Genomic DNA, 17,416 nt, shown 5'->3' on the forward strand with positions numbered 1-17,416 from the left:
TGGACTGCATCACCGTCGCCGTATCCCGGCGACGTCCAGGACGTTCAATGACCCTCGACTACGCTTTCATCCTCAGCACCCTGCCGGCGTTCCTCAAGGCCGTGGGGGTGACCCTGCAGGTCGGCCTGATCGCCATCGGTACCTCCCTGCTAGTGGCGTTGATCAACGCTGCCTTCCTGGTGTTCCGCACGCCCTATGTGCACCGCCTGATCGGCCTGTACGTGGAGCTGGCGCGCAACACGCCGTTGCTGATCCAGCTGTTCTTCGTCTACTTCGCCCTGCCGGCCCTGGGGATCAAGGTCTCAGGCTTCACCGCGGCGATCATCACCATGACTTTCCTCGGCGGTGCCTATCTCACCGAGGTGCTGCGCGCCGGGGTCGAGGCGGTGCCGCTGGCCCAGCTGGAATCGGGGCGCTCCATCGGCCTGTCGCGCTGGCAGCTGCTGCGCTATGTGATCCTGCCCCAGGCGGGCATCCTCAGCCTGCCGTCGCTGTTCGCCAACTTCATCTTCCTGCTCAAGGAGACCACCGTGGTCTCGGCGGTGGCGGTGCCGGAGATCCTCTACACCACCAAGAGCTACATCGCCCTGTACTACAAGACCTACGAGATGTTGGCGGTGCTGACGCTGATCTGCGTGCTGCTGTTCCTGCCGCTGTCGCTGTTGCTCAGCTACCTGGAAAGGAGGCTGCAACATGGCCAGTTCGGGTCTTGAGCTGCTGCTGGTGTCCCTGCCGCAACTGGCCCGGGGCGCCGAGCAGACCTTGTCGATTTCCTTGCTGAGCATCCTCTTCAGCACCCTGGGCGGCGTGCTCTATGGCGTGCTGTGCAGCCTGCAGCGGCGAGTGCTGGATGTGCTGCTGCGCCTCTACCTGGAGCTGTTCCGGGCGATCCCGGTGCTGGTCTGGCTGTACTTGCTGTTCTTCGGCTTCCCGATCTTCTTCGGCATCAGCATTCCCAGCTTCACCTGTGCGGTGCTGGTGCTGTCGCTGTGGGGCGCCAGCGAGGTCGGCGAGGTGGTGCGCGGGGCGCTGCGTTCGCTGCCCCGGGGCCAGCGTGAGGCGGGGTTGTCCATCGGCCTGTCGACGTTGCAGCTGTATGGCCACGTGCTGCTGCCCCAGGCCCTCAAGCGCATGACGCCGCCGACCATCAACGTCTACACGCGGATCATCAAGACCAGCTCCCTGGCGGTGCTGATCGGCGTGGTGGACGTGATCAAGGTCGGCCAGCAGATCATCGAGCGTACCTACGAGTCGGTGCTGATCTACGGCGTCCTGTTCCTGTTTTTCTTTTTCATCTGCTACCCGCTGTCGGCCGCCTCCCGCGTGCTGGAGCGGCGCTGGACGCAAGCATGAGCGCATTGATCGAGTTCCAGGGTTTCAACAAGTTCTTCGGCTCGCAGCAGGTGCTGCGCGATATCGACCTGAGCGTGGCGTCGGGCGAGGTGATCGTCATCCTCGGCCCCAGCGGCTGCGGCAAGAGCACCCTGCTGCGCTGCCTCAACGGCCTGGAAAGCGCCCAGGGCGGCCACCTGCGCTTCGCCGGCCGCGAGCTGCTGGACCCGGCCACCGACTGGCGCCAGGTACGCCAGCAGATCGGCATGGTGTTCCAGAGCTATCACCTGTTTCCCCACATGAACGTGCTGGACAACATCCTCCTCGGCCCGCTCAAGGTGCAGAAGCGCCAGCGCCGCGAGGCCCAGGCCCAGGCCGAGGCGCTGTTGGAACGGGTCGGGCTGGCGGACAAGCGCCAGGCGTTTCCCCGGCAGCTGTCCGGCGGCCAGCAGCAACGCATCGCCATCGTCCGCTCGCTGTGCATGAACCCCCAGGTGATGCTGTTCGACGAGGTCACCGCGGCGCTGGACCCGGAAATGGTCAAGGAAGTGCTGCAAGTGATCCAGGGCCTGGCCCGGGACGGCATGACGCTGCTGATCGTTACCCATGAAATGGCCTTCGCCCGGGCCGTGGCCGACCGCATCGTGTTCATGGACGCTGGCCGCATCCTCGAGCAGAACACCCCCGAAGCTTTCTTCACGAACCCGCAGACCGTCCGCGCGCAGCAGTTCCTGGAGAAGTTCTCGTTCGTCGAAGCATTACCCAAGAAAGCCCCTAGAAAGGAACTGGAGCTCTTATGAAAACCGTCAAGTCTTCACTGCTGTTGCTACCGCTGTTCGGCCTGGCCCTGCTGGCTGGCTGCGATAAATCTTCCGAGGCCTCCAAGCCTGCGGCCAGTGCCGCCAGCGCTGCGCCGGCGGCCAGCTACCTGGACAAGATCAAGGCCCGGGACAAGCTGATCGTCGGCGTGTTCACCGACAAGCCGCCGTTCGGTTTCGTCGATGAGGCCGGGCGCTACGTGGGCTTCGATACCGACATCGGCCGCCAGTTCGCCAAGGACCTGCTGGGCGACGAGAACAAGGTGGAGTTCGTCGCCGTGGAGCCGGCCAGCCGCATTCCGTTCCTGCAAAGCGACAAGGTCGACCTGATCCTGGCCAACATGACCGTGACCCCCGAGCGCAAGGAAGCGGTGGAATTCACCAACCCCAACCTCAAGGTCGCGGTCCAGGCCCTGGTGCCCGAGGGCAGCCCGGTGAAGAGCCTGGATGACCTGGCGAGCCGCACCACCATCGTCACCACCGGCACCACCGCGGATATCTGGCTGACCCAGAACCACCCGGACTGGAAGCTGCTCAAGTTCGAGAAGAACACCGAGTCCCTGCAGGCCCTGGCCAATGGCCGTGGCGATGCCTACGCCCAGGACAACCTGATCCTGTTCAGCTGGTCCAAGCAGAACCCGGGCTACCGCGTGCTGCCGCAGACCCTGGGCGAGCAGGCGCCGATCGCCCCGGCGGTGAAGAAGGGCAACACCGAGCTGCGTGACTGGGTCAATGCCGAGCTGGCCAAGCTGGGCGAGCAGAAGTACCTGCTCAAGCTGTACGACCAATACGTGCGCAAGGAACTGAGCGACGACACCAACCCCGACAGCGTGATCGTCGAAGGCGGCAAGTGGCAGGGGTGATCCGCCCCGGGTGCTTGAGGCGCTCTTGAGTACGCCATCGCGGGCAAGCCTCGCTCCTACACAGACCTTGGGAGCGAAGCTTGCCCGTGATGCTTTTCTGGCGGCTCAATCGGGCCAGTACCAGGCGGGCTCGTCGAGCAGGCGCTGGCCGACGATACCTGTCTGGCCCAGCTCCTTTTCCAGCACGATGCAGTTGCACTGCGGGTCTTCCTGCAGGGCTGCGATCAGGCGCCGGGCGTGGGACACCACCCACACCTGGCACTGCTCCGAGGCACGGATGATCAGGCGCGCCAGCGCCGGCAGCAGGTCGGGGTGCAGGCTGGTTTCCGGTTCGTTGAGCACCATCAGCGTCGGCGGTCTCGGGGTCAGCAGGGCCGCCACCAGCAGCAGGTAGCGCAGGGTGCCGTCCGACAGCTCCGCCGCCGACAGCGGGCGCAACAAGCCTTCCTGGCGGAAACGCACTTCGAACAAGCCTCCGGGTACAGCATCGATCTCCAGGCTGGAACCCGGGAAAGCATCGCTGATGGTGTCGTGCAAGGCTTGTTGGTCGCCGACCTCGATGATGGTTTGCAAGGCCGCCGCCAGGTCCCGGCCGTCATGGTGCAGAACCGGGGTGCGGGTACCTAGTTGCGCTCGGCGCGCGGGGGCCTGGCTGTCGGTGCGTAAGTGATCGTAGAAGCGCCAGCCGCGGATCTGCTCGCGCAGGTGCAAGACTTCTGGCGATGAGCGCAGGTTGCCCACTTGGTCGAACAGACTGTCGCCGCTGGAGATGTGTTGCGTCAGTACTTCCCACTGTCGCCCGTCGCGAGCCCGTACCATCGGACCCTGGCGATCCACGAGCACGCTGGCCGACCGATACAGCGCACCGCCCCAGATACTTTCGCGCTTGATGTTGGGGTCGAGGGTGAAGCGCGATGGAATCGGCAGGCTGTGGCCGGGAAGCATGAAATGCCCACTGGAGTCGGGTAGTCCGAGGCCGATGGCGTAGCCGAAATCTTCACTGGCAAAGCCCAGTTGCAGGCGCTTGACCGTCTTGCGTGGACCGCCCTGGACTGCCACGTCACCCCGGCTCATGCGTCGGCTGATGGTTTCCGGCCCGGCCCAGAAGGTCGAGTCCAGCCCGCCCTCCCGGGCCAGGGCGTTGACCACCCCACCCTGGGCGGTTTCCGCCAACAGGCGCAGGGCCTTGTACAGATTGGATTTGCCACTGCCGTTGGCGCCGGTGATCAGGTTCAGCCGAGCGAGCGGAATCACCAGTTTGTTGATGGAGCGGTAATTGGCCACCGCCAGGGTCTTGAGCATGCCGGATCTCCTTTGCCTGCCGCGCAGTGTGCCCAATCCCCCGCGCTCTTGTCGCGCCATCCCTGCGGCGGCGACACGGGGCGAACCTGTAGCCGCTGTCGAGCGCAGCGAGGCTGCGCCAAGGCCGGCAGGACCTTCCGGGGCACGCAGCAAGACCCTGCGCTGCGGGGACAGTGCAAGGGTGGAACCCTGTTCTAAGCTCACAGTCGTAAACGTCACGGCGCATCGATCAAGCAAAAGGAGCCTGCATGGCTGGTCTCGATACGAAGTGGGTGGTGGGGCTCTGCCTGTTGGCCCTGCTGGGAGGTTGCGGGGCGGAACAGCCTGCGCAAAAGGACCATCCAAGGGTGCATGTGCAGCAGGTGGAGAACAGTGAATTCGCCGCTTCGGTGACCCTCACCGGCGATGTGCAGGCACGGGTCCAGACCGACCTGTCGTTTCGCGTTGGCGGCAAGATCATCCAGCGCCTGGTGGATGTCGGCGACCGGGTCGAGGCCAGGCAGGTACTGGCCAGGCTCGACCCCAAGGATTTGCAGACCAACGTCGATTCGGCCAATGCCGCGGTGTTCGCCGAGCAGGCGCGGGTCAAGCAGACCAGCGCCGCGTTCGTCCGCCAGCAGAAACTCTTGCCCAAGGGCTACACCAGCCAGAGCGAATACGACTCGGCCCAGGCCGCCCTGCGCAGCAGCCAGAGCGCCTTGAGCGCGGCCCAGGCCCAGTTGGCCAATGCCCGCGAGCAATTGGGCTACACCGAACTAGTGGCCGAGGCCCCGGGGGTGATCACTGCTCGCCAGGCCGAGGTCGGCCAGGTGATGCAGGCGACGCAGCCAATCTTCAGCCTGGCCCAGGATGGCGAGCGCGATGCGGTCTTCAACGTCTACGAGTCGCTGGTGATGCAGCCACCGGGGCAGGAAACCATCCCCATCGCCCTGCTGGACAATCCCAAGGTGACCACCACCGGCAAGGTCCGCGAAGTGACGCCGGTGGTCTCGGCCCAGAGCGGCACGGTGCAGGTCAAGGTCAAGCTCGATTCGTTGCCGGCGGGCATGGAGTTGGGTTCGGTGGTCAGCGCCACCGCTCGCGCCACTGCCAAGGCCAGCGTGTTGCTGCCCTGGGCGGCGCTGACCAAGGACCTGCGCGAGCCGGCGGTATGGCTGGTGGACGCTGACGGCAGGGCGCAACTGCACAAGGTCAAGGTCGGGCGCTACCTGACCGGCAAGGTGATCATCAGCGAAGGCCTCGAGGGCGGTGAGCAGGTGGTGGTGGCCGGCGGGCAACTGCTGTATCCGGGAGTACCGGTGGAGATCGCCGGCAAGACCACCGAGCAGGGGAGGCAGCCATGAAGCGCCTGGCCTTGCTGTGGTGTGCCGCGGTGTTGCTGCCAGGTTGCTCGAAGGAGGACCCGGCGCCTGAACCGGTGCGTCCGGTGCTGTGGCTCCAGGTGACGCCGCAGTCCGAGGAAAGCCTGGGACGCTTTGCCGGCAACATCCAGGCGCGCTACGAAACCAACCTGGGCTTCCGGGTGCCGGGGCGGATTGCCAAGCGCAATGTCGATGTCGGTGCCGAGGTGGCCCCCGGGGACTTGCTGGCGACCCTGGACCCCACCGACCAGCAGAACCAGTTGCGGGCGGCCCAGGGCGACCTGGCCCGGGTCCAGGCACAGTGGATCAATGCCCAGGCCAATGCCCGGCGCCAGCAGGAGCTGTTCGACCGTGGGGTCGGGGCCCAGGCCCAGCTGGACCTGGCCCAGACCGACATGAAGACCACCCGCGCCTCCCTCGACCAGGCCAGGGCCTCGGTGCAGCAGGCCCGGGACCAGCTCGGCTACAGCGAGTTGCACACCGACCACGGTGGCGTGGTCACCGCCTGGAAGGCCGAGGCCGGGCAAGTGGTGAGCGCCGGCCAGCAGGTGGTGACCCTGGCCCGGCCCGAGGTCAAGGAAGCGGTGATCGACCTGCCGGCGAACCTGGTGGACCAGTTGCCGGCGGACGTGGTGTTCCAGGTCGCGGCGCAACTGGATCCGAGCATCGGCACCAGCGCCACGGTGCGTGAGATCGAACCCCAGGCCCAGAGCGCGACCCGGACCCGCCGGGCGCGCCTGACCCTCAAGGACACCCCCGAGGCATTCCGCCTGGGCACCGCCATCAGCGTAACCCTGAGCTCGGCCATCGCGCCGCGCACCGAGCTGCCGTCGACTGCGTTGCAAGAGGTGGATGGCAAGAGCCGGATCTGGGTCATCGACCCCAAGGCCCTGACTGTCTCGCCCCGTGAGGTGACGGTACTGAGCCGCGACAGCGATTCGGTGCTGATCAGCCAGGGCGTGCAGCCCGGCGAGCGGATCGTCAGCGCTGGCGTCAACAGCCTCAAGCCGGGGCAAAAAGTCAAAATCGATGAGGACCGAGCACAATGACGCCCGCCAGCAAAGGGAGCTTCAACCTGTCCGAGTGGGCGATCAGGCATCAATCCTTCGTCTGGTACCTGATGTTCGTGGCGCTGTTGATGGGCGTGTTCTCCTACATGAACCTGGGACGCGAGGAAGACCCGTCCTTCACTATCAAGACCATGGTCATCCAGACCCGCTGGCCTGGCGCGACCCAGGAGGAGACCCTCAAGCAGGTCACCGACCGCATCGAGAAGAAGCTCGAGGAACTCGACTCCCTGGACTACGTGAAGAGCTACACCCGCCCCGGCGAGTCGACGGTGTTCGTCTACCTGCGCGACACCACCAGCGGCAAGGACATCCCCGATATCTGGTACCAGGTGCGCAAGAAGATCAACGACATCCGTGGCGAGTTTCCCCAGGGCTTGCAGGGGCCGGGGTTCAACGATGAGTTCGGCGATGTGTTCGGTTCCATCTACGCCTTCACCGCCGATGGCCTGAGCATGCGCCAGCTGCGCGACTACGTGGAGCAGGTGCGGGCGCAGATCCGCGAAGTGCCGAACCTGGGCAAGGTGGAGATGGTCGGCGAGCAGGACGAGGTGATCTACCTCAACTTCTCCACCCGCAAGCTGGCGGCCCTGGGGATCGACCAGCGCCAGGTGCTGCAAAGCCTGCAATCGCAGAACGCGGTGACCCCGGCCGGGGTGATCGAGGCCGGGCCGGAGCGGATCTCGGTGCGCACTTCGGGGCAGTTCGCCTCGGAGAAGGACCTGGCCACGGTCAACCTGCGGCTCAACGATCGTTTCTATCGCCTGGCGGATATCGCCGAGATCAGCCGTGGCTACGTCGACCCCTCGACCCCGATGTTCCGCTTCAACGGCCAGCCGGCCATCGGCCTGGCGATCGCCATGAAGAAGGGCGGCAATATCCAGGATTTCGGCAAGGCCCTGCATGCGCGCATGGACCAGCTGACCGCCGACCTGCCGGTGGGCGTCGGCGTGCACAAGGTCTCCGACCAGGCCGAGGTGGTGGAGGAGGCAGTGGGTGGCTTCACCAGCGCGTTGTTCGAGGCGGTGGTGATCGTCCTGGTGGTGAGCTTCATCAGCCTCGGGGTCCGGGCCGGGTTGGTGGTGGCCTGTTCGATCCCGCTGGTATTGGCCATGGTCTTCCTGTTCATGGAGTACAGCGGCATCACCATGCAGCGTATTTCCCTGGGGGCGCTGATCATCGCCCTGGGCCTGCTGGTGGACGACGCGATGATCACCGTGGAGATGATGGTCACGCGCCTGGAAAAGGGTGAAAGCAAGGAGCAGGCGGCGACCTACGCCTACACTTCCACCGCCTTCCCGATGCTCACCGGGACCCTGGTGACCGTGGCCGGCTTCGTGCCCATCGGCCTGAACGCCAGCTCGGCCGGGGAGTACACCTTCACCCTGTTTGCGGTGATCGCGGTGGCGATGCTGGTGTCGTGGATCGTCGCGGTGCTGTTCGCCCCGGTGATTGGCGTGCATATCCTGAGCACCGACGTCAAACCTCATTCCGAGGAGCCGGGGCGGATCGGCCGGGCCTTCAATGGCGGCCTCTTGTGGGCCATGCGCAATCGCTGGTGGGCCATCGGCATCACCGTGCTGTTGTTCGTCGCCTCGGTGTTCGGCATGCGTTTCGTGCAGAACCAGTTCTTCCCGTCCTCCGACCGGCCGGAGATCCTGGTGGACCTGAACCTGCCGCAGAACGCCTCGATCAACGAGACACGCAGGGCGGTGGACCGACTGGAGGCGACCTTGAAGGACGATCCGGACATCGAGCGCTGGAGCACCTACATCGGCGAAGGTGCGATCCGCTTCTACCTGCCCCTGGACCAGCAATTGCAGAATCCCTACTACGCCCAGCTGGTGATCGTCAGCAAGGGCCTGGAGCAGCGCACCGCACTGACCGAGCGCCTGCAGAAGCGCCTGCGCCAGGACTTCGTCGGCATCGGCAGCTATGTCCAGGCCCTGGAGATGGGGCCGCCGGTGGGCCGGCCGATCCAGTACCGGGTCAGCGGCAAGGACATCGACCAGGTACGCAAGCACGCCATCGAGCTGGCCGCCGAGCTGGACAAGAATTCGCACATCGGCGAGATCATCTACGACTGGAACGAGCCGGGCAAAGTGCTGCGCATCGATATTGCCCAGGACAAGGCGCGGCAACTGGGCCTGTCGTCGGAAGACGTGGCGCAACTGATGAACAGCATCGTCAGCGGCTCCACGGTGACCCAGGTGCATGACGACATCTACCTGATCAAGGTGGTCGGCCGCGCCGACGACAGCGAGCGCGGTTCACCGGATACCTTGCAGAACCTGCAGATCGTCACCCCCAGCGGCACCTCGATCCCGGTGCTGGCCTTCGCCAGTGTGCGCTATGAGCTGGAGCAGCCCCTGGTGTGGCGCCGCGACCGCAAGCCGACCATCACCATCAAGGCGGCGGTGCGCGACCAGATCCAGCCCACCGACCTGGTCAAGCAGCTCAAGCCGACCATCGACAGGTTCGCCTCCGGCCTGCCGGCCGGCTATTCGGTGGCCACCGGCGGCACCGTGGAGGAGAGCGGCAAGGCCCAGGGACCGATCGCCAAGGTGGTGCCGCTGATGCTGTTCCTGATGGCGACCTTCCTGATGATCCAGCTGCACAGCGTGCAGAAGATGTTCCTGGTGGCCAGTGTCGCGCCCCTGGGGCTGATCGGCGTGGTCCTGGCCCTGGTGCCGACGGGAACGCCCATGGGCTTCGTGGCGATCCTCGGGATCCTGGCGCTGATCGGCATCATCATCCGCAACTCGGTGATCCTGGTGACCCAGATCGATGAATACGAGAAGGACGGGTACGACCCTTGGGATGCGGTACTGGAAGCCACCCACCACCGGCGGCGGCCGATCCTGCTCACCGCCGCGGCGGCGAGCCTGGGGATGATCCCCATCGCCCGGGAAGTGTTCTGGGGGCCGATGGCCTACGCCATGATCGGCGGCATCATCATCGCCACCTTGCTGACCCTGCTGTTCCTGCCGGCGCTGTACGTGGCCTGGTACAGGATCAAGGAGCCCAAGCCGGACCAGGACAGCCGCTGATCCCTGGGAGCGAAGCGTGCTCGCGATGGCGGTGCATCAGGCGCATCGCTATCGCGGGCAAGTCGGATCGCCGCCCGCTCTCTCCTACGGGGAGGGGTGTTCGTCAGGCCTTGCGCCAGACGCTGGCCAGCCAGGGTTGCTGTTCCCGGGGCAGGCCGGCGGGGCGGTAGTAGTGCTCCAGCTCGACGAAACCTGCGGCGGTCAGCAGCGCCTGCCAGGCCGCGAGGTCGTGGTAGGCGCCGTAGCGGGCGCCGTTCCAGCCTTCCTGGTTGTCGCCCCTGGGATTGGAGCTGAACAGCACGCCGCCGGGCTTCAAGGTGCCATGCAGTTGCTTGAGCACCCGGGGCAGTTCCTGGCCGGGGACGTGGAACAGCACGGCGTTGGCGAAGATCCCGTCGAAGTGCTCCGCTGGCAGGTCGAGCTTGAGGAAGTCTTGCTGCCAGACCTCGCAGCCACTGTCTTGCCGGGCCATCCGGGCGAACTCCTGGCTGCCATCCAGGCCGATGGCCACATGGCCCAGGCGGGTGAAGGCGCGCAGGTCGCGCCCCGGGCCGCAGCCGAAGTCCAGCAGGGTGAAGGGCGCGGTGCCCTGGATATGCCGCAGCAGGGCGTCGATGTTCTGGCTGACGTCGTGGTCGCGAGTACCTTCGCGAAAGCCTTCGGCCACCTGGTTGTAGTGGCCCAGGGTGGTGGCGGTGATGGTATCGAGATCGTCGGGGGCAAGTTTCATGGCGGCAGGCGGCTTGTGGGAGGGACCGACCGAATATACACCGGCGGCCGCTGCGCGTCCGTGCGCAGCCTGCATCAGCGCTTGTTGAGTTTCCGGGCCAGGCGGTCGCCGCCGAGCTGGATTGCGGCCACCAGGAGCACCAGCAACACGATCACCGTGAGCATGATCTGGCTGTCGAAGCGTTGGTAGCCGTAGCGGTAGGCGATGTCCCCCAGGCCGCCGGCCCCGATGGCCCCGGCCATGGCCGAGGAGTTGATCATGGTCACCAGGGTGATGGTGAAGCCGCCGACGATCCCCGGCAGCGCCTCGGGCAAGAGCACGTGCCAGACAATGTGCCAGCGTCGGCAGCCCATGGCCTGGGCCGCTTCGATCAGGCCGTGGTCGACCTCGCGCAGGCTGACTTCGGCGATCCGCGCGAAGAACGGAGTGGCGGCGATGGTCAGCGGCACCACGGCCGCCCACACCCCGTAGGTGGTGCCGACGATCAGCCGGGTGAAGGGAATCAGCGCCACCATCAGGATCAGGAACGGGATCGAGCGGAACAGGTTGACGAAAGCCCCCAGCGCCCGGTTCAGCGCCGGGGCCTGGTAGATCCCGCCCTTGCCGCTGGTGACCAGGATCACCGCCAGGGGAATCCCCGCCAGCAGGGCGATCAACGACGACACGCCGACCATCAGCAGGGTGTCGAGAATGCCCTGCAACAAGCGATCAAGCCACATAGCCCAGTACCTCCACCTGTTGTGCCCAGTGCCTGGCGCGCTGGCGCAGTGCCTCGGCGTCCAGGGACGAGCCCTGCACCGCCAGCAGCAGTTGCCCCAGGGCGTGGCCCTGGATGCGTTCCACGCCACCTTGCAGCAGCCGCACGCGTCCGCCCAGGGCGTTGAACAGCGCCGCCAGGTCCGGTTCGTCGCGCTGTGCACCGGTAAAGCGCAGGCTCAGCACCACGGCTGCTGCGGCGCTTTCGGGATGGCTGCGCAGGCATTGGCGCAACTCCTCGGGCAGTTCATGTTGCAAGGGTGCCAGCAGGGTCTTGCTGACTTCGTGCTGCGGGTTGCCGAAGACTTCCCAGACCGGCCCCTGTTCGACGATGCGCCCGTGTTCCAGCACCACGACGCGGTCGCAGATCTCGCGGATCACCGCCATCTCGTGGGTGATCAGGATGATGGTCAGGCCCAGGCGCTGGTTGATCTCGTGCAGCAGGCCGAGGATCGACTGGGTGGTCTCCGGGTCCAGGGCCGAGGTGGCCTCGTCGCACAACAGGATCTCGGGGTCGTGGACCAGGGCGCGGGCGATCCCCACCCGCTGCTTCTGGCCGCCGGACAGTTGCGCCGGGTAGGCCTGGTGCTTGTCCTTCAGGCCCACCAGTTCCAGCAGTTCGCGGACCTTGCGCTGGCGCTGGGCCTTGGGCACCCCGGCCACCTTCAGCGGCAACTCGACGTTGTGCCACACGGTCTTGGCCGACATCAGGTTGAAGTGCTGGAAGATCATGCCGATGCGTCGGCGCAGGGCCACCAGGCGGTCTTCGTCGAATTCGCCGATGTCCACCTGGTCGATCAGCACCCGGCCGCTGCTGGGGCGTTCCAGGCGGTTGATGGTGCGGATCAGCGACGACTTGCCGGCGCCGCTGCGGCCGATGATGCCGAACACCTCGCCGCGCTGGATCGCCAGGTCGATGCCGTGCAGGGCCTGGACCGGACCTTGCTGGCCCTGGTAGGTCTTGCCCAGGCCGATGAAGCGCACCTGGGCGCGGTTCAGGTCCGGGTGCAGCTCGGTCCGTTCGGCGCTGTGGGGTTCGGGTTCGGGGAGCGGGAGCTTGCGCGTGGCGACTGTCATCTCAACCTTCCCATCCGGCCTGGTAGAGCTTGCCGTGGGCCTGGTCCAGGGCGGCGCGCACGGCGGGCGAATGCTGGTAGATGTCGACGAACTTGATCAGCCGCGGGTCGTTTTTGCTCTTGGGCTGGATCACAAACTGGATCACGTACTCCTTGTGGTCCAGGCCGTCGAACAGCAGCGCCGAGCCGGCATCGAAGGTCTTGGCCAGGCGGATGTAGGCCGGGTAGCCCTGGACCAGGTCGGCGTCGTCGTAGGCGCGTACCAGTTGCACGGCCTCGACCTGGAGGATCTTGATCTTTTTCGGGTTGGCGACGATGTCGTCCTCGGTGGCCTTGTAGCCGACCCCGGGCTTGAGCTCGATCAGCCCGGCCTTGGCCAGCAGTTGCAGGCCGCGACCGCTGTTGATCGGGTCGTTGGCGATGGCCACGCTGGCGCCTTGGGGCAGTTCGTCGAAGCTTTTGTATTTCTTCGAGTACAAGCCGACGTTGTTGATGATCCCCGGGGCGAAGGGCACCAGGTCGAAGCCGGCGGCGGCCTTGGCGTTTTCCAGGAACGGGATGTGCTGGAAGTAGTTCACGTCGATGTCGCCGGCGGCCAGGCTGACGTTGGGCGCGATCCAGTCGCTGAACTCCACCAGTTCCACCTTCAGGCCTTGCTTGCCGGCTTCGGCGACGGCGGCCTCCAGGGGAATGGCGAAGGCGGCGGTGGTGCCGACCTTGAGTGGCGGTTCGGCGGCGAAGACGCTGCTGGCGAAGAGCCCGAGGGCGAGGGCCAGTGCTTTGACCGGATGGCGCGGGAGCTTGGTGTTCATGGTCTTGGGTTCCAGTCAGTGCATGAAGTTTTGGGGTGTTTGGGCCGGCTTCATCGCCCGCGATGCCGTTAGCGGCGGTAGGCCGCGCCGGTGTGGCGAGCGGGTAGCTTGCGGTCCTGGTGGAAGAGCTTTTCGCGCAGGGTCCCGGTCTCGTAGGCGGTCTTGTAGGACCCGCGTCGTTGCAGCTCCGGGATCACCAGGTCGATGAAGTCGACATAGCTTTCCGGGGTGACGATGCGGGTCAGGTTGAAGCCGTCCAGGCCGGTCTCGGCGATCCAGGACTCCAGGTCGTCGGCCACCTGTTGCGGTGAGCCGACCACGGTGAAGTAGCGCCCGCCCAGGGCGTGCTGCTCCAGGAGCTTGCGCCGGGTCCAGTCGTTGTTCTGCAGGTGCTTGGTGGCCGACTGGATGGCGTTGTTCTTCACGTACTGGATCGGTTCGTCGAGCTCGTACTGGGCGAAGTCGATGCCGGTGGAAGCGGAGAAGTGCGCGACCCCGGCCTCGGCGCTGGCATGGCTGCGGTACTCGGCGTGCTTCTTCCAGGCCAGCTCCTCGGTGGCACCGACGATCACGTTCAGGCCCATGAAGATCTTGATGTCCTCGGGGTTGCGCCCGGCGGCCACGGCGCTGGCGCGGACCTTGTCCACCTGGGCCTTGGTCGCGGCCTTGTTCTGCCCGCTGATGAACACGCATTCGGCGTGGCGCCCGGCGAACACCAGGCCGCGCTCCGAACTACCGGCCTGGAACAGCACCGGGGTGCGCTGGGGCGAGGGCTCGCACAGGTGATAGCCGCTGACCTGGTAGAACTCGCCCTGGTGCTCGACCTTGTGCACCTTGTCCGGCCGGGCATAGATGCGCTGCTCGCGGTCGTTGACCACGGCGTCGTCTTCCCAGCTGCCTTCCCAGAGCTTGTACAGCACCTCCAGGTATTCGTCGGCCTGGTCGTAGCGGCGGTCGTGCTCGATCTGCTCCTTGAGGCCCATGGCCTGGGCGGCGCTGTCCAGGTAGCCGGTGACGATGTTCCAGCCGACCCGGCCACGGCTCAGGTGGTCGAGGGTGGAAAGCCTGCGGGCGAACAGGTAGGGCGCCTCGTAGGTGAGGTTGGCGGTGAGGCCGAACCCCAGGTTGCGGGTGACCGCGGCCATGGCCGAGACCAGCAGCAGGGGGTCGTTGACCGGCAGCTGGATCGACTCCTTGAGCGTCACGTCCACCGAGTCCTGGTAGACGTCGTAGACCCCGACGATATCGGCGATGAACAGCCCGTCGAACAGCCCGCGCTCCAGCAACTGGGCCAGCTCGGTCCAGTACTCGAGGCTCTGGTACTGGGTGGAGGTGTCCCGTGGGTGGGTCCACAGGCCGTGGTTGATGTGTCCGACGCAGTTCATGTTGAAGGCGTTGAGCAGGATCTTCTTCTTGGTGGGGGCGAGGGCGCTCATCAGATGGTCCCCCGCAGTGGCGGGTTCTGCTGGTTGAGGTAGTAGTTGCCCACGGCGTGGTACTTCCAGCGCACCGGGTCGTGCAGGGTGTGCACCCGGGCGTTGCGCCAGTGGCGGTCCAGGCCGTATTCGGCCAGGGTCGCCTGGCTGCCGGCCAGTTCGAACAGGGTGCTGCCAGCGGCCAGGGAAATCTCCGTGCTCAGGGCCCGGGCCTCGGCCACGGCGATGGACGCCGCCGCCACGGTCTCGGCGTTGGTCTGGGCCTGGGCGCGGTCGAGGAATTCCCCGGCCCGCTCCAGCAGGGCCTCGGTGGCGTGCAGGCGAATGCTCAGGTGGCCGAAGCTCTTGAGGGTCAGCGGATCGTCGCTGGCCTTGTCGAGGCCGGAATCGATCCACGGCCGGCTCTTGGTCCGTACGAAGCGCAGGGCGTCTTCGTAGGCGGCGCGGGCGATGCCGGTATCGATGGCGGCGTGGAGAATCTGCGCCAGGGGGCCGACCGGGGTCGGACGCTCGAAGGCGCTCTGGAACGGCACCACGTCGGCGGCGTCCACCGCCACGCTTTCGAAGACCACCGAGCCACTGCCGGTGGTGCGCTGGCCGAAGCCGCTCCAGTCGTCGATCACGTTCAGGCCCTGGCTGTCGGCGGGGACGAAGGCCAGTTGCTGGATGCCGTCTTCATCCACCACCGAGGTGGGGATGCGCTGGGCGTAGAGGGCGCCGGTGGCGTAGAACTTGCGCCCGTCGATGCGGTAGCCCTGGCCGCTGCGGTCGCGGCTCAGGCGGGTGGTGCGGTCGTGGGCGGTCTTGGTGCCCAGCTCGGCCAGGGCGTTGCCGAAGCGTCGGCCGGCCAGGACCTCGGCGTACAGCCGTTGCTTCTGCTGCTCGCTGCCATTCACCCGCAGCACTTCGAGGGCATAGAAATGGTTTTGCGGGATCTGGCCCAGGGAGGCGTCGGCCTCGGCGATCAGCGCGGTGACCTTGGCCAGGGTGACGTTGGAGACGCCAGCGCCGCCGTATTCCTTGGGTACGCTGATGCCCCACAGGCCGGAGCGGCTGAAGGCTTCCAGCTCGGGGTGCGGCAGGCGCCGCTCGCGATCGCGCAGGGCGCTGTCGCGCTTGAAGTCTTCCGCCAGGTCGCTGGCGACAATCAGGGCTTGCTCGTCGCTGGTGATGACCGCGACGTGTTGGGAAAGAGACATGTGTTTCTCCAGAGATCTGGTCAAAAGCGTTCTGGGCGGTCAAATCCAGGAATGACGGGCCGGCAGCGTGCCGTTCAGGTGATAGGCGCCGACGGCGTGGTACTTCCAGCGCACCGGGTCGTGCAGGGTGTGCACCCGGGCGTTGCGCCAGTGGCGGTCGAGGTTGAATTCGGCGAGGGTGGCGCGGCTGCCGGCCAGCTCGAACAGTTTCTCGCTGGCTTGCAGGGAGATCTCGGTGGTCAGCACCTTGGCTTCGGCCACGGCGATGGAGGCACGGGCCGCGGACTCGGCGGTGATCGGCGCCGCGCTGACCTGGTCCAGTACCTGGCCGGCCTTGCGCAGCAGGACCTCGGCGGCGTGCAGTTCGATCTGCAGCTTGCCGATGTCGGCGATCACATAGAGGTCGTCGCTGGCCCGTTCGACATTGGCGTCGATCCACGGCCGCGAGCGTTCACGGACGAAGCCAATGGCATCGGCCAGGGCTTCGCGGGCGATCCCGGCATCGATGGCGGCCTGGATCAGCTGCGAGGCGGCGCCCTGGATGTTCGGCGTCTCGTTGATCTTCCAGTTGTCCAGCACCAGCTCGGAGTCCACCCGTACGTTGTTCAGCACGATGGTGCCGCTGGCGGTGGTGCGCTGGCCGAAGCCCGACCAGTCATCGACGATGCGTAGCCCCGGGGTACCACGGCGGACGAAGGCCAGGACCTGGCGGCCGTCGTCGTTGAGCGCCTTGACCGCCACCCAGTGGGCGAACAGCGCACCGGTGGAATAGAACTTCTGGCCATTGAGCACATGGCCGTCGGCGTCGGCGCTGATCCGCGCCTTGAGTTCCAGGGTGTTCTTGGTGCCGCGTTCGGGCCCGGCATTGCCGATGCGCCAGCCTTCCAGGACGCTTTGCAGCAGCTGTTTCTTCTGGCGCTCGGTGCCGCAGCCGAGGATCAGGTTGAGGATCCCGAACTGGTTCTGCGGGATCTGCCCGAGGGCCGGGTCCGCGGCGGAAATGATCGCGAAGACCTCGGCCACGGTGACGTAGGAAACCTGTGGGCCGCCATAGGCCCGGGGAATGGCGATGCTGCCCAGGCCGCTGCGGGTGAACTGCTCGACCAGCGCCCAGGGCAGCTTGCGCTGGCGGTCGCGCTGGGCGGCTTGTTGGCGGGCCTCGTCGGCCAGTTCATGGGCGGCCTGCAAGGCCTGGGCGTCGTTGAGCAGTACCTGCGCGGGCAACAACAGGGGGGCAATGTCCAGGTCGCTCTGGACCTGTGCTTCTACCAGACTGGACATCAGTGCCACTCCTTGGCTGCACGCAATGCCCTGGCGATCTGCACTGGGGTGATTGTGTTCCGAACCATACCTACCTCACATCTTTGGATAGGCCGCGTCATGCGGCGAAATCAGGATCAAGAATGTCCGGTGGTCCGGTGGCATATACCCTAAACGTGGATAAAAATTAAATAAACTAACTTATAGGAATATGCATAGAAGAGGGTTACGTATACGTCAGGCGGGGGATGGGCGTGTGGGTATCGCAGGTGTGTGTAGCCGCTGCCGCAGGCCGCGCATGGGCGCGCGGCGGCCGTGGGTTTTGGGGTTTGAAGGCCCTGCGGGCCTTGGCGC

Annotated in this window: 15 protein-coding genes; 7 read left to right on the forward strand and 8 right to left on the reverse strand. The window is 66.0% G+C overall.

Going from position 1 to position 17,416, the window contains the following annotated elements; translation table 11 throughout:
• Nucleotides 1-47 precede the first annotated feature (47 nt).
• Genes ACK6AU_RS02305 through ACK6AU_RS02320 form a run of 4 tightly spaced genes read left to right on the forward strand, consistent with a single transcriptional unit; the run spans nt 48 to nt 3,013 of the window.
• Nucleotides 48-713, forward strand: a complete 666-nt coding sequence (locus ACK6AU_RS02305; protein ID WP_185701560.1) for an amino acid ABC transporter permease — start codon at nt 48-50, stop codon at nt 711-713.
• Nucleotides 694-1,353, forward strand: coding sequence for an amino acid ABC transporter permease (locus ACK6AU_RS02310; protein WP_409297539.1), 660 nt, complete (start codon nt 694-696; stop codon nt 1,351-1,353). The genes ACK6AU_RS02305 and ACK6AU_RS02310 overlap by 20 nt, the downstream gene beginning before the upstream one ends.
• Nucleotides 1,350-2,132 (forward strand): amino acid ABC transporter ATP-binding protein, encoded by a 783-nt coding sequence (locus tag ACK6AU_RS02315; RefSeq protein WP_022644163.1) that lies wholly within the window; start codon nt 1,350-1,352, stop codon nt 2,130-2,132. Before ACK6AU_RS02310 ends, ACK6AU_RS02315 begins: the two co-directional genes overlap by 4 nt.
• The gene (locus tag ACK6AU_RS02320) at nt 2,129-3,013 is read left to right on the forward strand and encodes a transporter substrate-binding domain-containing protein (RefSeq protein ID WP_068580119.1); all 885 of its coding nucleotides are present in this window, start codon (nt 2,129-2,131) and stop codon (nt 3,011-3,013) included. Before ACK6AU_RS02315 ends, ACK6AU_RS02320 begins: the two co-directional genes overlap by 4 nt.
• A gap of 105 nt (nt 3,014-3,118) precedes the next feature.
• On the opposite strand, the gene ACK6AU_RS02325 is transcribed toward ACK6AU_RS02320, so the two are convergent.
• Nucleotides 3,119-4,315: an AAA family ATPase gene (locus ACK6AU_RS02325; protein WP_185701558.1), complete on the reverse strand. Its 1,197-nt coding sequence runs from the start codon at nt 4,313-4,315 to the stop codon at nt 3,119-3,121.
• A 248-nt stretch (nt 4,316-4,563) separates the two neighbouring features.
• Here ACK6AU_RS02325 and ACK6AU_RS02330 point away from each other — a divergent pair, with 248 nt between their 5' ends.
• The 3 genes from ACK6AU_RS02330 to ACK6AU_RS02340 are packed head-to-tail and all read left to right on the forward strand — an operon-like array spanning nt 4,564 to nt 9,793.
• Nucleotides 4,564-5,658 (forward strand): efflux RND transporter periplasmic adaptor subunit, encoded by a 1,095-nt coding sequence (locus tag ACK6AU_RS02330; protein WP_185701557.1) that lies wholly within the window; start codon nt 4,564-4,566, stop codon nt 5,656-5,658.
• The gene (locus ACK6AU_RS02335; RefSeq protein ID WP_185701556.1) at nt 5,655-6,725 is read left to right on the forward strand and encodes an efflux RND transporter periplasmic adaptor subunit; all 1,071 of its coding nucleotides are present in this window, start codon (nt 5,655-5,657) and stop codon (nt 6,723-6,725) included. The genes ACK6AU_RS02330 and ACK6AU_RS02335 overlap by 4 nt, the downstream gene beginning before the upstream one ends.
• Nucleotides 6,722-9,793: an efflux RND transporter permease subunit gene (locus ACK6AU_RS02340; protein WP_185701555.1), complete on the forward strand. Its 3,072-nt coding sequence runs from the start codon at nt 6,722-6,724 to the stop codon at nt 9,791-9,793. Before ACK6AU_RS02335 ends, ACK6AU_RS02340 begins: the two co-directional genes overlap by 4 nt.
• Nucleotides 9,794-9,896: 103 nt before the next feature.
• Here ACK6AU_RS02340 and ACK6AU_RS02345 read toward each other — a convergent pair whose 3' ends face one another.
• The 7 genes from ACK6AU_RS02345 to ACK6AU_RS02375 all read right to left on the reverse strand — a co-directional run bounded on the left by ACK6AU_RS02345 (nt 9,897) and on the right by ACK6AU_RS02375 (nt 17,083).
• A complete protein-coding gene (locus ACK6AU_RS02345; protein WP_185701554.1) occupies nt 9,897-10,523 on the reverse strand; it encodes a bifunctional 2-polyprenyl-6-hydroxyphenol methylase/3-demethylubiquinol 3-O-methyltransferase UbiG in 627 nt (208 codons plus the stop codon).
• A gap of 74 nt (nt 10,524-10,597) precedes the next feature.
• Complete coding sequence (locus ACK6AU_RS02350) at nt 10,598-11,242, reverse strand: methionine ABC transporter permease (RefSeq protein WP_185701553.1); 645 nt, start codon at nt 11,240-11,242, stop codon at nt 10,598-10,600.
• A complete protein-coding gene (locus tag ACK6AU_RS02355) occupies nt 11,232-12,356 on the reverse strand; it encodes a methionine ABC transporter ATP-binding protein (RefSeq protein WP_409297544.1) in 1,125 nt (374 codons plus the stop codon). The genes ACK6AU_RS02350 and ACK6AU_RS02355 overlap by 11 nt, the downstream gene beginning before the upstream one ends.
• A 1-nt stretch (nt 12,357) precedes the next feature.
• Nucleotides 12,358-13,167: a MetQ/NlpA family ABC transporter substrate-binding protein gene (locus ACK6AU_RS02360; RefSeq protein ID WP_409297546.1), complete on the reverse strand. Its 810-nt coding sequence runs from the start codon at nt 13,165-13,167 to the stop codon at nt 12,358-12,360.
• Between the two features lie 68 nt (nt 13,168-13,235).
• Nucleotides 13,236-14,603: an LLM class flavin-dependent oxidoreductase gene (locus tag ACK6AU_RS02365; RefSeq protein ID WP_022644175.1), complete on the reverse strand. Its 1,368-nt coding sequence runs from the start codon at nt 14,601-14,603 to the stop codon at nt 13,236-13,238.
• On the reverse strand, nt 14,603-15,802 hold the full coding sequence (locus ACK6AU_RS02370) for an SfnB family sulfur acquisition oxidoreductase (protein WP_185701550.1): 1,200 nt from the start codon (nt 15,800-15,802) through the stop codon (nt 14,603-14,605). Before ACK6AU_RS02370 ends, ACK6AU_RS02365 begins: the two co-directional genes overlap by 1 nt.
• Nucleotides 15,803-15,841: 39 nt before the next feature.
• Complete coding sequence (locus tag ACK6AU_RS02375; protein ID WP_409297549.1) at nt 15,842-17,083, reverse strand: SfnB family sulfur acquisition oxidoreductase; 1,242 nt, start codon at nt 17,081-17,083, stop codon at nt 15,842-15,844.
• Nucleotides 17,084-17,416: the final 333 nt, after the last annotated feature.

This window comes from Pseudomonas sp. KCJK8993 (assembly GCF_046230915.1).
Classification (GTDB): domain Bacteria; phylum Pseudomonadota; class Gammaproteobacteria; order Pseudomonadales; family Pseudomonadaceae; genus Aquipseudomonas; species Aquipseudomonas piscis.